This window comes from Variovorax boronicumulans (assembly GCF_019352895.1).
GTDB lineage: Bacteria > Pseudomonadota > Gammaproteobacteria > Burkholderiales > Burkholderiaceae_C > Variovorax > Variovorax boronicumulans_A.
The window spans coordinates 1767185-1781459 of sequence record NZ_JAAAFX010000004.1; the positions used below are offsets into that span (position 1 = coordinate 1767185).

Consider the following 14275-nt stretch of genomic DNA (forward strand, 5'->3'; position numbering starts at 1 on the left):
TGCCGCTTCGGGCTCAGAGCGCCTTGCGCAGGCTGGCCGGCGCGATGCGCAGCGCCTCGCGGTACTTGGCCACGGTGCGGCGTGCGCATTCGATGCCCTGCTCCTTGAGCATCTCGGAAATCTGGCTGTCCGAGAGCGGCTTCTTGATGCTCTCCGAGCTCACGAACTGCTTGATCAGCGCCCGCACCGCGGTGCTCGAGGCGTTGCCGCCGGCCTCGGTGCCCAGCGCCGAGCCGAAGAAGTACTTGAGCTCGACCGTGCCGTAGGGCGTCGCCATGTACTTGGCGGTGGTCACGCGGCTGATGGTCGATTCGTGCAGGCCCAGTTCGTCGGCGATCTCGCGCAGCACCAGCGGGCGCATGGCCAGTTCGCCGTGCACGAAGTAGCTCTTCTGCCGCTCGACGATGGCGCTGCTCACGCGCAGGATGGTGTCGAAGCGCTGCTGGATGTTCTTGATGAACCAGCGCGCCTCCTGCAGCCGCTGCGACAAGGCCTGGCTGCCCTCGCCCTTGTGCGACTTGAGCGCGCCAGCGTAGATGTCGTGCACGCGCAGGCGCGGCATCACGTCGGGGTTGAGCATCACGCGGAACTTGACGTTCGTGCCCTGCCCGGTGCGCGTCACGATGACGTCGGGCACCACGATGTTGCGCTCGACGTCGACGAAGCGCCGGCCCGGCTTGGGCTCCAGCGTGGCGATCAGCTGCAGCGCGCTGCGCACTTCTTCCTCGTTGCTGCGCGTCAGCGTGGCCAGGCGCTTGAAGTCGCGCCGTGCCAGCAGCTCCATCGGCTGCTTGCAGATCGCGATCGCGGTCTTGCGCACCTGCGTGTTCTCTTCGGGCTCGTTGGGCACGGCCAGCGCGCGCAGCTGGATCGCCAGGCATTCGCCCAGGTCGCGCGCGCCGACGCCGACCGGCTCCAGGCTCTGCAGCAGGCCGAGCGCCACCTGGAAGTGGTGCACCAGGCCGTCGAATTCGTCGTTGTCCTCGCCCGCCAGGCCGGAAGCCAGCGCAGGCAGCGAATCCTCGAGGTAGCCGTCGTCGTTGAGCGACTCGATCAGGAAGCGCAGCGCGGCGCGGTCGCTCTCGTTGAGGCGCAGGCTCAGCGCCTGGCGGTGCAGGAAGGACTGCAGCGACTCCTGGCTGCGCGCGAGCTCGGTCGCATCGGCGCGTTCGCTGCCGTCGTTGGGGCCGAGGTTGTTGCTGCTGGCCGGCGCGTCGCCGCCCCACTCGCTGTCGTCGGGCGCCATCTCGACGGTGCCGTCGCCCTCCCAGTCGGGCGCGGCCTCGGGCGCATCGACGGCCGGCGTGTCGGCCTCGGCGGCCGCGCTGCTCGCGCTGCTCGCGCTGTCGGTGCTGCTCGTGGCCGACGGGCCGGGCGTGAACTCGTCATCGCGCGGCGGCGGTGCATCGGCGGCATCGACGCCGAACTCCTCGCGCGCGGCCTCTTCGGCCGTGCGTTCCAGGAAGGGGTTCTCGTCGAGCATCTGCTCGACTTCCTGGCTCAGCTCGAGCGTGGACAGCTGCAGCAGCCGGATCGACTGCTGGAGTTGGGGCGTGAGCGCGAGATGCTGCGAGACACGCAGCGAAAGGCCCTGCTTCATGGGGGGTCCGGTGCCTCCCCTACATCCGGAAGTGCTCGCCCAGGTACACGCGGCGTACCTCGGCGTTGTCGACGATCTCCGAAGGCGTGCCTTGTGCCAGCACATGCCCGTCGCTGATGATGAACGCGTGATCGCAGATGCCCAGGGTCTCGCGCACGTTGTGATCGGTGATGAGCACGCCGATGCCGCGGCCCTTGAGGAAGCTCACGATGCGCTGGATCTCGATCACGGCGATCGGGTCGATGCCGGCGAAGGGCTCGTCGAGCAGGATGAAGCGCGGTTGCGTGGCCAGCGCGCGGGCGATCTCGACACGGCGACGCTCGCCGCCCGACAGCGCCAGCGCGGGCGAATCGCGCAGATGGTCGACCCGCAGCTCCGCCAGCAGCTCATTGAGCCGCTGCTCGACACGCGCGTTCGACAGCGGCGCCAGCTTGCCCCTGGCGTCGGGTTCGCGCTGCAGTTCGAGCACGGCCCGCACGTTCTCCTGCACCGTGAGCTTGCGGAAGATCGAGGCTTCCTGCGGCAGGTAGGACAGGCCCATGCGCGCGCGGCGGTGGATCGGCATGTGGGCGATCGGTTCGCCGTCGATGCTGATCTCTCCCGCATCGGCGCGCACCAGCCCGACGATCATGTAGAACGAGGTGGTCTTGCCGGCGCCGTTGGGGCCCAGCAGGCCCACCACTTCGCCCTTCTGCACGTCGAGCGACACGTCCTTGACGACCTGGCGGCTGCCATAGCGCTTCTGCAGGCCGCGCACCTGCAGCCGGCTGACCGACGGATCCGCCACGCCGGTCCCGTCGACCGACATCCGCCCGGTGTTCACGCTGCCGTCCGTCACGGGCGGGGTTCCGCATCGAGCGTGGTGCTCGGGCGCAGGCCACGGCCCGGCGCGGGCGTCGGGGTGGCGGGCGCGGTTGCTGGCGATGCCGGTGTGGCCGACGATCTGGCGGCCCCGGACGCTGCCGCCCGGGGCGTGAGGATGGTCCGGACCCGGCTGCCCGGTGCGCCCGCGGTCACGCTGGCGCCCGGCGCGGCGCTCGCGCCGTTGACGGTGAAGGTGTCCTTGCCCTGGTCGTAGACGATCAGTTCGCCGCTGCTCTCGTCATTGGGCGTGGCGCCGATCAGCCGGCGCATCACCGCGCGCCGGATGAACTTCACGTTGTCGGCGCGGCTGTCGTATTCGATGACCTCGCCCTCGCCTTCGGTCCACTCGTCGTCGGCCGTGTCGCGCTTCTGCTTGTAGTAGGCCAGCTTGCCCGGCGCCGCCGTGACCACGCCGTACTGGTAGCCCTCGGGGTCCTGGCGCACGTCGATGCGCGCGCCGCGGATCAGGATGGTGCCCTTGGTCACCACCACGTTGCCGGTGAACACGCTGGTCTGCTGGAGGTCGTCGTAGCGCATGGCATCGGCCTCGATGTTCATGGGCTTGGTCCGATCGGCCTTCTCGGCCAGGGCCGGAAACGCGGCGCAGGCCAGCATCAGCACGGCAGCGCCGGCGCGCAGGAGGGAGAGGAGTGGGGAGGTGGAGCGCGAGGTCATAGAGGCACGAAACTTGCTCGATCATTGTATGCGGCATGGGCGCCGCATCGGTTGCGCAGACGAAAAAGCCCGCCGAAGCGGGCTGGTTCCGGGAGGAGCCGCACAGGCCTCGGCGCTTTACGACTTGCGCGCTTCGGCGATCAGCGCGTTGGTGACTTCGAGCGCACGGTCCAGCGAGCCGGCGGTGTCGCCGTCGATGTACCAGCGGCCCGCCACGCCCAGTGCGGGCACGCCCGCGACCTGGTAGTCGGCCGTGAGCTGGGTCGCGCGCTTGGCCTTGCCGGCCACCGAGAAGGACTTGTACAGGTCGGCGAATTTCTTGGCGTCGAAGCCGGGCTGCTTCTCGAACCAGGCCACGATCGCGGCATCGCCGAACAGCGGCTGGCGCTGCTGGTGGATGGCCTGGAACAGCTTCATCTGGAACTCGTCGACCTTGCCCATGGCCTCGAGCGCGTAGTAGAGGCGCTGCTTGGGTTCGGTGTCGTTGCCCACGAAGGGCACGGGGATGCGGCGGAACACCACGTCGGCCGGCAGCTGCTTGACCCAGGTCTCCAGGCGCGGCTCGAAGGCGGCGCAATGCGGGCAGTTGTACGAGAAGAACTCGACCACCTCGACCTTGCCCGCGGGCGTGTCGACCGGTGCCCGCTTGCCCAGCACGATGTAGTCGGTGCCGGCCTTGGGTGCGCGGCCCTGGGCCTGCACGCCGGTGGCGGCGAAGGGAAGCAGCGCCACCGAGGCGGCGGTCAGCGAAAAGTCACGGCGTTTCATCATCAAAGGTTCTCCAGTGCGGCTGACTGAGCCGCGAGACCGGTGCGGAGTTCCCGCACCGAAGAAATCGAGGGACGCGCGACATCGCATCGGGCCGAGGCCCTGCGCCTATCGTTGAACGCGCACGAGATTGGATTCGAAGCCGCCACCGTCGAGGCGCGACTTGAGCCGGTCGGCATCATCCTTCTTGTTGAAAGGCCCGGCGCGCACACGGAATACCGTGCGGCCGGCCTGTTCACGCTCGGTGATCCGGGCCTCCACGCCCATCAGCGAGAGCTTGGCGCGCTGGGCTTCGGCGTCCTCGGTGGTGCGGAAGGCGCCGGCCTGCACGAAGTAGACGAAGGGGTCGGGTCCGTCGCCGACGGTGCCGACCGGGCCGACGGCACCGGCACGCGCGCGCGCCAGGTCGCCCAGCGGATCGGCCGAGGTCGACGGCTTGGCGACTTCGGCCGGCGCCACCGTGCGCGGCTTGCCCGACTGCGCGGTGCCGGAGGCATCGGGCGGCACCACCACCGGCACCGGGCCGGTGGACGGAGGATTGAGCGGACCGGCCGAGGCCGGCTGCGAGGTCTCGGGCGGCGTGGCCGGACGTGCCGACGGCTTGCCCGAAAGCGGCGCGTTCGGGTTCCAGTCGCGGTTCTTGCGCGCCTCGGCCTCGTCCTGCTCGGCACCGCCGCGCTGGGTCTTGGTCATGAACGGGATCGGCACCTTGGTCACGTAGACCGCGATGCCGAGCGCCACGCCGAGTCCCAGCACGATCCCGATGATCAGGCCGATGGCCGTGTTGCCGCGTTGTCTTGTTTTCATTTTGGGAAGGGGTTCACATCTTGCGCGGCGCACTGACGCCGAGCACTGCGAGGCCATTGTGCAGCACCTGCGCGGTGGCGGCGACGAGCGCCAGCCGCGCCTTCTTGACCGCCTCGTCGTCGACCAGGATGCGCTCGGCGTCGTAGTAGCTGTGGTAACTGGCCGCGAGCTCGCGCAGGTAGAAGGTCACGTCGTGCGGCGCGAAATCGGCCGCCGCGGCCGTCAGCATCGCCGGGTACTTGGCCAGCAGCAGCATCAGCGCCTGCGCCGCCGGGCTCTCGAGCGCCGACAGGTCGACGCCCTGCAGCGCGGCCACGTCGCCCCCCCAGGCCGCCAGTACCGAGCAGATGCGCGCATGCGCGTACTGCACGTAGTAGACCGGGTTGTCGTTGTTCTTCGCCACCGCGAGGTCGATGTCGAAGGTGTATTCGGTGTCGGGCTTGCGCGAGAGCAGGAAGAAGCGCACGGCGTCGGTGCTGGTCCATTCGATCAGGTCGCGCAGCGTGACGTAGCTGCCCGCGCGCTTGCTGATCTTGACCTCCTCGCCGCCCTTGACCACGCGCACCATGGTGTGGAGCACGTAGTCGGGGTAGCCGGCCGGGATGCCGACGCCGGCCGCCTGCAGGCCCGCGCGCACCCGCGCGATCGTGCCGTGGTGGTCGGTGCCCTGGATGTTCACGACCTTGTGGAAGCCGCGCTCCCACTTGGCGATGTGATAGGCCACGTCGGGCACGAAGTAGGTGTACGTGCCGTCCTGCTTGCGCATGACGCGGTCCTTGTCGTCGCCGTAGTCGGTCGACTTGAGCCACAGCGCGCCGTCCTGCTCGTAGGTCTTGCCGGCATCGATCAGCTTCTGCACCGTGGCGGCCACGCGGCCGCTGGTGTAGAGGCTGGACTCCAGGTAGTAGTTGTCGAACTTCACCTGGAAGGCCTTGAGGTCCAGGTCCTGCTCGCGGCGCAGGTAGGCCACCGCGAACTGGCGGATCGAGTCGAGGTCCTCGACGTCGCCGCTGGCCGTGTAGGCGCGGTCGTCGGCGCTGACGGTCTTCTTCGCCTTGAAGTCCTCGGCGATGTCGGCGATGTAGTCGCCGTTGTACGCCGCGGCCTTCTCGCCGCTCGGCCATTCGGCGTCGCCCGGCTTGAAGCCCTGCAGCCGCAGCTGGGTGCTGTGGGCCAGGGTCTGGATCTGCACGCCGGCGTCGTTGTAATAGAACTCGCGGTAGACATCCGCGCCCTGCGTCGAGAGCAGGCTGCAGATCGCATCGCCCAGCGCCGCCTGGCGGCCGTGGCCGACGTGCAGCGGGCCGGTCGGGTTGGCCGAGACGAACTCGACCAGCACCTTGTCGCCGGTGGCGGGCTGCCGGCCGAAAGCCTCGCCGGCCGCGAGCACCTCGCGCACGATCTGCTGCTTGGCCGCGGTCTTGAGCCGGATGTTGAGGAAGCCCGGGCCGGCGATCTCGACGGCGTCGACCCACTGGCCGAAGGCCGGCGTGGCGCGCAGCGCGGCGCTGAGTTCCTCGGCGAGCTCGCGCGGCTTGCGCCCCAGGGGTTTGGCGAGCTGCATCGCCGCCGTGCTGGCGAAATCGCCGTGCGCTGCCACCTTGGGCGATTCGAAGATCGCCTTGGCACCAGCACCGGGGGAAAAGGATTCGAGCGTGTTCGCGAGCGCCGCGAGCAGCTCCTGTTTGACCAATAGCATCGCCGGATTTTACCGGGGGCAAACCCGAGCCCTGCTGACGATCGTCATCCAATCGTTGCCGTGGCCCGTTAGGATGGTTCGCCCCAGGGTGGGGCACCGGTCACAACCAACCTTGCAAGGACGTATCCCATCATGAAAAAGCTCCTTTCCCTGGTCGCCTCCACCATCGCCCTGGGCGCCTGCCTGTCGTTCGGCGCCTATGCACAGGACAAGACCGCCGCACCGGCGGCCGCGCCCGCTGTCGCGGCCGCCGCCGGCGCCACCTGCGACGCCAAGGCGGTCGACAAGAATGGCAAGGCGCTGTCCGGCGCCGCCAAGAACAGTTTCGTGAAGAAGTGTGAAAAGGACAGCAAGGCCGCCTCGGCACCCGCCTGCGCCGCCAAGGCCATCGACAAGAACGGCAAGGCCCTGGCCGGCGCTGCGAAGACCAGCTTCGTCAAGAAGTGCGAAGCGGACGCCGCCAAGGGCTGAGGCCACGCTGCGCGGGCAGCCGCGAACAGGAGGCCCGCCGTGTGCGGGCCTTTTTCATGGCACCTACTTCCCGAAGCCGCGCGCCAAAAAGACGGCGAACAGCGGGATCACCGCGATCAGGTGTGCCTGCACCATCACCAGCCGGCGGGTCTTCGTGACCTCGGCGGCGGCCGGCAGCGCGCCGGTCGCGCGCAGCGTCTTGCGCCAGCGCAGGTAGGTCAGCGTCGGGAAGATCGAGACCAGGCCGACCACGATGAACAAGGTGAGCTTCACGTGCAGCAGCGGGTTGGTCCAGTACCAGGCCGTGCCCTTGACGCCCAGCAGCGTGCGGGCGATGCCGGTGGCCAGTACCGCGACCGCCGCGATGCCGTAGACCCGGTCCACGGTGGCCAGGCGCTCGACCACGGCCGCGTTGAGCCACTGCACGCGGCACAGCGCGGCTTCGCTGGAGACGAACACGACCATCGTGAGGATGGCCAGCAGGTGCAGGTAGGCGAGGATGGCTTCGAGGGTCATCGATGGCTCTCTTCTTCGTCGGGGGGTGGTACGGTGCGGCCGATTGTGCCGTCTTGTTTCGTCATCCGGCCGACCAGAACTCCGGTCGGCCGTACTCGGCCTTGAGGAAATCCAGCCAGAGCCGCACCCGCAGCGCCAGGTGCTTGCGCTGGGGAAACACCGCGTAGATGCCGTTGGGCGGCGCCGCGTAGTCGTCGAGCAGCGGCACCAGCAGCCCGGCCTCGACCTCGGCCTCGATCTCCCAGCTGCTGCGCCAGGCGATGCCGTGGCCGGCCAGGCACCAGTCGTGCAGCACCTGGCCGTCGGAGCAGTCGAGCGGGCCGGTGGGTTTCATGTGGACGATCTCGGCCTCGCCCTGGGCCGAGCCCACGCGAAATGCCCAGCCGCGGGTCTGCGAGGCATCGCTCGACAAGGTCAGGCAGGCGAAGCGCGCCAGCTCCGACGGATGGCGCGGTGTGCCGTGGCGGCGCAGGAATTCGGGCGTGGCCACGCAGCGCCGGCGGTTGTCGGCCAGGCGCAGGCTCACCAGCGAGGAATCGGGCAGGTCGCCCACGCGCACCGCGCAATCGAAGCTCTCGCCCGCGACGTCGACCACCCGGTCGCTCAGGTTGAGCGAAATCGTCACTTCCGGATGCAGCACATGGAAGCGCGGCACCAGCGGCGCGACATGGCGGCGCCCGAAGCCCGCCGGCGCCGTGACCCGCAGGTGGCCGCTGGCCTTGACGCCACCCGCGCTGACGCTGGCCTCGGCATTGGCGAACTCCGCCAGCAGGCGCTGGCAGTCCTCGAGGTAGGCGCTGCCCTCGTGGGTCAGCGTAAGGCGCCGCGTGGTGCGCAGCAGCAGCTTGACGCCCAGCCGCTCCTCCAGCGCGTCGATGCGCCGGCCGATGATGGCCGGCGCCACGCCCTCGGCCTTGGCGGCCGCGGTGAGGCTGCCGCGGGTCGCGACCGAGACGAAGGATTCGAGTTGGGTGAGGCGGTCCATCGGTGGCGATTATGGGGAGCACGGCAGGTCGCCAGCACGAAATTCGATGTTTCGATACAATATAGTTTCGAAACCATTTCGTTCCGTAATTTTCATGACCACCGATACGCCCCTCCCAACCCCCGGCCGCCCGCGCGATGCCGCGCTCGACGCGAGCATCCTGCGCGCCGCCATGGAGATCCTGGGCGAGTCCGGCATCCATGCCGTGACCATGGACGCGGTGGCGCAGCGCGCGGGCGCGGGCAAGGCCTCGCTCTACCGGCGCTGGAAGTCCAAGGACGAACTGCTGGCCGATGCGCTCACGCTGCATTCGCCGGTCGACGTGGAGGTCGACACCGGTTCGCTGCGCGGCGACCTGGCCAAGGTCTACGAGCACTACTACGGCCTGGGCAACCACGTGATGCAGGCCGCCATGCAGGAAATGCTGGGCAACGTGCGCCAGCACATGGCCTGGACCCAGAAGGTCGCGCCCGAGCGGCTCACGGCGCGCCGCGCCAAGGTGCGCACGCTGGTCGAGCGCGCAGTCGCACGCGGCGAGATCGCGGCGCCGGAGGACATGGACATGCTGCTCGACCTGGTGCCGGCCATGATCCTGTACCGCTACAACACGCGCGGCCAGAAGGTCAGCCGCGCCTCGATCGCGCGCTTCATCGACGGCCTGGTGCTGCCGCTGACCCGTGCGCCAGGCAAGGACACGGCGCCATGAGCGAGCAGGCCATCGACACCGTGGCGGCCCCCGCGCCGGCCGTGCCGGAGGCCGCGCCCTACAGCGTGCGCGAAGGCCTGGCCTTCGGCGCGGTGTCGCTGCTGCTGGCGATCACGCAGGGGCTGGGCGTGAACCTGGTCAATTCGAACCTGAGCGGCATCCAGGGGGCGCTCGGTGCCACGGCCACCGAAGCCAGCTGGCTCACCACCGCCTACTTCGCCACCAACATCACGGCCTCGCTGCTGCTGACCAAGGTGCGCTACCAGTACGGGCTGCGCCGCTTCGTCGACATCGTGATCCCGCTCTATCTGGTGCTGGCGGTGTCGCACCTGTTCGCGCAGCACCTGGGCTCGGCCATCCTGGTGCGCGCCGCGCTGGGCCTGGCGGCCGCGCCGATCAGCAGCCTGGCCGTGCTCTACATGGTGCAGGCCTTCCCGGCCCCCAAGGCGGTGCTGGCGCTGGTGGTCGGCTTCGCCGGGCTGCAGATCGGGGCGCCGCTGTCACGCATCATTTCCGAGGACCTGCTGCAGATCGGCCAGTGGCACGGCCTGCACTTCATCGACGCGGGGCTGGCCATGCTGTGCTTCGCCGCGATCAACGTGGTGCGGCTCAAGCCGATGCCCACGCAGCAGATGTTCGCCAAGGGCGACGGCATCGTGTTCACGCTCTATGCGGTGTCGCTGGCCTTGCTGTGCGTGGTGCTGACCCAGGGCCGGCTGCACTGGTGGAGCGACACGCCCTGGCTGGGCCTGTGCCTGGCCGGCTCGGTGGTGTGCTTCGGGCTCTACATGGCGATCGAGCTGCAGCGCGAGAAGCCGCTGATCGACCTGCACTGGCTGGGCACGCCCTTCATGCTGCGCTTCATGGGCGCGATCCTGCTGTTCCGCATCGTGCTGTCGGAACAGACCGTGGGCGCGGTCGGCCTGATGAACACGCTGGGCTTCACCAACGACCAGATGCACGTGCTGTTCACCTGGGTCACGGTGGGCACGGTGGTCGGCTTCCTCGCAGCCGCGCTCGCAATTCCGTCGAAGCGCTTCGGCGTGCTGGGCGACATCGCGCTGGTGCTGATCATGGTGGCGGCCGTGATGGACGGCCGCTCGACCGTGCTCACGCGCCCGCACGACCTGTACCTCTCGCAGACGCTGCTGGCCGCGGCCAGTTCGATGTTCCTGGCCTCGGCCATGCTGCAGGGCTTCCTGCACGTGATCGAGGGCGGGATGAAGAACCTCATCAGCTTCATCGCCGTGTTCAGCGGCGGCCAGGCCCTGGCCGGCCTGGTCGGCCAGGCCTGGCTGTCGACCTTGCTGGCCGAGCGCCAGCGGCTGCACTACGGCCAGCTGGTCGAGCACCTGACGATGACCGACCCCCAGGTGGTGCAGCGTCTCACGCAGCTCGGCGGCGCCTATGCCTCGACGCTCAACGACAGTGCCGCGCGCGCCAACCAGGCGCTCACGCTGCTGGGCCAGCAGGTCACGCAGCAGTCCTTCGTCATGGCCTACAACGACCTGTTCCACGCCGTGGCGCTGGTCTCCACGCTGGGTTTCCTCGTCTTCGCGGGCGTCAAGACGCACCGCTGGCACCGTGCCCGCAACACGGCCCCGGCCGCGCCGCTCGCTCCTGCCTCCTCCTGATCGCCTCATCATGTCCTTCGCTTCCAAGACCCTCCGTTCGCGCAGCACCTGGATCGTGCTCGCCGCCACCCTGCTCTGCCTGGGCCTGGTGCTCTATGCCTGGCGGCTGCCGCCCTTCCGCACCGGCACCGAGACCACCGAGAACGCCTATGTGCGCGGCATGGTGACGATCGTCGCGCCCAAGGTTGACGGCTATGTGGCCGAGGTGCTGATCCAGGACTACATGGCGGTGCAGGCCGGCCAGGTGCTGGTGAAGCTGGACGATCGCATCTACCGCCAGAAGCTCGAGCAGGCGCGCAGCGCGCTGGCCGCGCAGGAGGCCAACCTGGCCAACACCGTGCAGGCGCGCCGCGCGCGCGAGGCCGCGATCGGCAACACGCAGGCGCAGATCGCCAGCGCCAAGGCCCAGCAGGCCAATGCCCGCGCGCAGCTCGCACGCGCCCAGGCCGACATGCGGCGCGCCACGCCGCTGGCGCAGGACGGTTCGCTGTCGCAGCGCGAACGCGACCAGACCGAGGCCGCGCTGCACCAGGCCGAGGCCACGCTCAAGCAGGCCGAGGCCGGCGCGGCACAGGCGCAGGCCGGCCAGGCGGTCGCCACGCAGGACCTGCAGACCGTGGTGGTCAACCGCAGCGCGGTCGAAGCGGCGGTCGAATCGGCGCGCGCCGCGGTCAAGCTGGCCGAGATCGACCTCGACAACACGCAGATCCGCGCACCGCGCGACGGCCATGTGGGCGAGGTCGGCGTGAAGCTGGGCCAGTACGTCACGCCGGGCACGCAGCTGGTGGCCGTGGTGCCGTCGCAGGTGTGGGTGGTGGCGAACTTCAAGGAAGCGCAGACCGCGCGCATGGCGCCGGGCCAGGTGGCGCACTTCCGCGTCGATGCACTGTCGGATGCGGCACTGACCGGCCGCGTCGAGCGCCTGTCGCCGGCCACCGGCTCGGAGTTCAGCGTGATCAAGCAGGACAACGCGACCGGCAACTTCACCAAGATCCCGCAACGGCTGTCGGTGCGCATCGCGGTCGACCCCGACCAGGCGCAGAGCGCGCGCCTGCGACCGGGCATGTCGGTGGTGGTGAGCGTGGACACGCGTTCGGCGCAGGATGCCGCCCCGAGGAGCACGCCGTGAAACGCCTCGCCCTCGTCGCCGCGGCCCTGAGCGCGACGCTCCTGCTGCAGGCCTGCGGCAGCGTGCCGGCCTCGCATGCGCTCGCGGCCGACGTGCCCGCTGCCTGGCAGCCCTCGACCCTGTCGACCACGGCCGCCACCGTGCAGGCCGGCTGGTGGCGCGACCTCGGCGACCCGGTGCTCGACGGCCTGGTCGAACGCGCGCTGGCGCGCAACACCGACCTGCGCAGCGCCGCCGCGCGCGTGGCCGAGGCGCGCGCGCTGAGCGACGTGCAGCAGGCCGCCGCGCTGCCCACGCTGGACTTCGGCGTGGGTGCCAACCGCAGCCGCAGCATCAGCGCGGCCACCGGCAAGCCCTACCTGTCGACCGTGCTGCAGCCGCAGTTTCAGGCCGCCTACGAAGTCGACCTGTGGGGTCGCATCGATGCACTCGACCAGGCCGCCGACGCACAGCTGCAGGCCAGCGAATCCGCGCGCGACAGCGCCGCGCTGAGCGTGGCCGCGACCGTGGTCTCGGGCTACGTCAACCTGCGTGCGCTCGATGCCCGTGTCGAGGTCGCGCGCCAGACACTGGCCGCGCGCGCATCGGCGCTGGACCTCGCGCGCTCGCGCCAGCAGCGCGGCTACACCTCGGCATTGGAAACGCAGCAGAGCGAAGCCGAGTACCGCGCGACCGCCGCCGTGGTGCCGCAGCTCGACCTGGCCATCCGCCGCCAGGAACATGCGCTGCGCCTGCTGACCGGCGACGCGCCCGCCCCCGTGGTGCGCGGCCTGGCGCTGACCGCGCTGCGCATGGCCGCCCTGCCCTCGATCGGCGTGCCGTCCGAACTGTTGCGCCGCCGCCCCGACATCGCGAGCGCCGAGGCCCAGCTGGCCGCGACCGATGCGCAGATCGCCGCGGCGCGCGCGCAGCTGCTGCCCTCGATCCGCCTGTCGGCCACGCTGGGCAGCATCAGCTCGAGCGCGCTCACCGGCGATCCGTTCAAGCTCTGGAGCCTGGGCGGCAGCGTGCTGGCCCCATTGTTCGAGGGCGGCAGGCTGCGCGCGGGAGTGCGCGCAGCCGACGCGCGGCGCGACCAGGCACTGGCCGCCTACGAGAAGACCGTGCTCACCGCCTTCGGCGAAGTGGAAGACCAGCTGGCCGCGATCGACGAACTGGCGCGCCAGGCGGTCGAGGTGGAAGCGCAACGTGTGGCGCTGCAGGAGACGCTGCGGGTCGCGACCAACCGCTACCGCGAAGGCTATGCCTCGCACCTCGACGAGCTCGATGCGCAACGCAATCTGTTCAGTGCACAGCAGACGGCGCTGCAGCTGCGCGCCGACCAGCTCGCCGCGCGCATTGCGCTGGACCGCGCACTGGGTGGTGGCTGGCAGGCCGCAGCGGCAACGACCGCCAACGCGCGCTGAGCCCTCCCGGTCTCAATCGGGCCGCACGTCGGCGGCCTGGATGACCTTGCCCCACTTGTCCTGCTCGGCGCGCTGGAAGGCAGCGAGCCGCTCGGGCGGCCCTCCCACCGGCACGGCACCGAGTTCGGCCAGGCGCTGGGCCACGGCCGGCTGCTTGAGCACCGCGTCGATGGTGGCCGAGAGGCGCTGCACGACGGGTGCGGGCGTGCCTGCCGGCGCGTACATCGCGTACCACGAAGAGGCGTCGAAGTCCTTCATGCCCAGCGCCTCGGCCATGGTCGGCACCTCGGGGTAGTCGGCCAGCCGCTGCGGCGTGGTCACGGCCAGCATCTTCAGCGCGCCCGACTTCACGAAGGGCGTGCTGGTCAGCAGCGTGTCGAACATGATCTGCACCTGCCCCGAGACCAGATCGGCCACGGCCGGGCCCGAGCCCTTGTAGGGGATGTGCGTCATGGCCGTGCCGGTGCGGTACTTGAAGTACTCGGGCACCAGGTGCGAGGAGCCGCCGTTGCCGGCCGAGGCGAAGTTGACCTTGTTCGGGTTCGCCTTCAGGTAGGCGACCAGTTCGGGCACCGTCTTCACCGGCAGCACCTTGGGATTGACCACCACCACGATCGGCACCGTCAGCACCAGCGAGACCGGCGCGAAGCCCTGGTTGGCGTCGTAGGGCAGCTTGCTGTAGAGCCGCGGATTGATGGCCATGGTGCCGATGCTGGCCATCATCAGCGTGTAGCCGTCGGGCGCACTCTTGGCCGCGTCGGCGGCGCCGATGAAGCCGTGCGCGCCACCCTTGTTCTCGACGAACACCGGCGTCTTGAGCACCTCGCCCAGCGCCTGGCCGATCACGCGCGCGGCGATGTCGGTCGGGCCGCCGGCCGGAAAGGGCACGACCAGCCGGATCGGCTTGGCCGGCCAGGGGGCCTGCGCGGCCGCCGGCAGGCAGGCGAGTGCGGCGAGCGGCGCAAGCGCGCTCAGCAGGAGGCGGCGGGGGATGCCTGGGGTGCGTGTCATGGGG

At 69.9% G+C, this 14275-nt stretch carries 14 protein-coding genes; 5 read left to right on the plus strand and 9 right to left on the minus strand.

Annotated features, from left to right (window positions below):
- Nucleotides 1-13 precede the first annotated feature (13 nt).
- From K0H49_RS09755 to argS, 6 genes are all read right to left on the minus strand, one after another.
- Complete coding sequence (locus K0H49_RS09755) at nt 14-1600, minus strand: RNA polymerase factor sigma-54 (protein WP_219211570.1); 1587 nt, start codon at nt 1598-1600, stop codon at nt 14-16.
- A 19-nt stretch (nt 1601-1619) separates the two neighbouring features.
- The gene (lptB, locus tag K0H49_RS09760) at nt 1620-2408 is read right to left on the minus strand and encodes an LPS export ABC transporter ATP-binding protein (protein ID WP_219213182.1); all 789 of its coding nucleotides are present in this window, start codon (nt 2406-2408) and stop codon (nt 1620-1622) included.
- Nucleotides 2409-2434: 26 nt separating this feature from the next.
- A complete protein-coding gene (gene lptA, locus K0H49_RS09765) occupies nt 2435-3139 on the minus strand; it encodes a lipopolysaccharide transport periplasmic protein LptA (RefSeq protein WP_219211572.1) in 705 nt (234 codons plus the stop codon).
- A gap of 117 nt (nt 3140-3256) precedes the next feature.
- Nucleotides 3257-3907 (minus strand): thiol:disulfide interchange protein DsbA/DsbL, encoded by a 651-nt coding sequence (locus K0H49_RS09770; RefSeq protein ID WP_183024461.1) that lies wholly within the window; start codon nt 3905-3907, stop codon nt 3257-3259.
- Between the two features lie 108 nt (nt 3908-4015).
- Nucleotides 4016-4714, minus strand: a complete 699-nt coding sequence (locus tag K0H49_RS09775) for an SPOR domain-containing protein (protein WP_219211574.1) — start codon at nt 4712-4714, stop codon at nt 4016-4018.
- 13 nt (nt 4715-4727) lie between these two features.
- The gene (argS, locus tag K0H49_RS09780; protein WP_219211576.1) at nt 4728-6413 is read right to left on the minus strand and encodes an arginine--tRNA ligase; all 1686 of its coding nucleotides are present in this window, start codon (nt 6411-6413) and stop codon (nt 4728-4730) included.
- A gap of 132 nt (nt 6414-6545) precedes the next feature.
- Here argS and K0H49_RS09785 point away from each other — a divergent pair, with 132 nt between their 5' ends.
- The gene (locus tag K0H49_RS09785; RefSeq protein ID WP_219211578.1) at nt 6546-6884 is read left to right on the plus strand and encodes a hypothetical protein; all 339 of its coding nucleotides are present in this window, start codon (nt 6546-6548) and stop codon (nt 6882-6884) included.
- Between the two features lie 63 nt (nt 6885-6947).
- Here the strand turns inward: K0H49_RS09785 and K0H49_RS09790 are convergent, their stop codons facing one another.
- Both K0H49_RS09790 and K0H49_RS09795 read right to left on the minus strand, forming a co-directional pair.
- Nucleotides 6948-7400 carry a DUF2214 family protein gene (locus K0H49_RS09790; RefSeq protein ID WP_219211580.1) on the minus strand — a complete coding sequence of 151 codons (453 nt, stop codon included), beginning with the start codon at nt 7398-7400 and terminating at the stop codon, nt 6948-6950.
- 61 nt (nt 7401-7461) lie between these two features.
- A complete protein-coding gene (locus K0H49_RS09795; protein ID WP_219211582.1) occupies nt 7462-8385 on the minus strand; it encodes a LysR family transcriptional regulator in 924 nt (307 codons plus the stop codon).
- A gap of 94 nt (nt 8386-8479) precedes the next feature.
- On the opposite strand from K0H49_RS09795, the gene K0H49_RS09800 reads away from it, so the two are divergent.
- Genes K0H49_RS09800 through K0H49_RS09815 form a run of 4 tightly spaced genes read left to right on the plus strand, consistent with a single transcriptional unit; the run spans nt 8480 to nt 13260 of the window.
- Nucleotides 8480-9091, plus strand: a complete 612-nt coding sequence (locus K0H49_RS09800; protein ID WP_219211584.1) for a TetR/AcrR family transcriptional regulator — start codon at nt 8480-8482, stop codon at nt 9089-9091.
- Nucleotides 9088-10725: an MFS transporter gene (locus tag K0H49_RS09805; protein ID WP_219211586.1), complete on the plus strand. Its 1638-nt coding sequence runs from the start codon at nt 9088-9090 to the stop codon at nt 10723-10725. Before K0H49_RS09800 ends, K0H49_RS09805 begins: the two co-directional genes overlap by 4 nt.
- Nucleotides 10726-10735: 10 nt before the next feature.
- The gene (locus tag K0H49_RS09810) at nt 10736-11854 is read left to right on the plus strand and encodes an HlyD family secretion protein (RefSeq protein ID WP_219211587.1); all 1119 of its coding nucleotides are present in this window, start codon (nt 10736-10738) and stop codon (nt 11852-11854) included.
- The gene (locus K0H49_RS09815) at nt 11851-13260 is read left to right on the plus strand and encodes an efflux transporter outer membrane subunit (RefSeq protein WP_219211588.1); all 1410 of its coding nucleotides are present in this window, start codon (nt 11851-11853) and stop codon (nt 13258-13260) included. The genes K0H49_RS09810 and K0H49_RS09815 overlap by 4 nt, the downstream gene beginning before the upstream one ends.
- Before the next feature lie 12 nt (nt 13261-13272).
- Here the strand turns inward: K0H49_RS09815 and K0H49_RS09820 are convergent, their stop codons facing one another.
- Nucleotides 13273-14271 carry a Bug family tripartite tricarboxylate transporter substrate binding protein gene (locus tag K0H49_RS09820; protein WP_219211590.1) on the minus strand — a complete coding sequence of 333 codons (999 nt, stop codon included), beginning with the start codon at nt 14269-14271 and terminating at the stop codon, nt 13273-13275.
- Nucleotides 14272-14275: the final 4 nt, after the last annotated feature.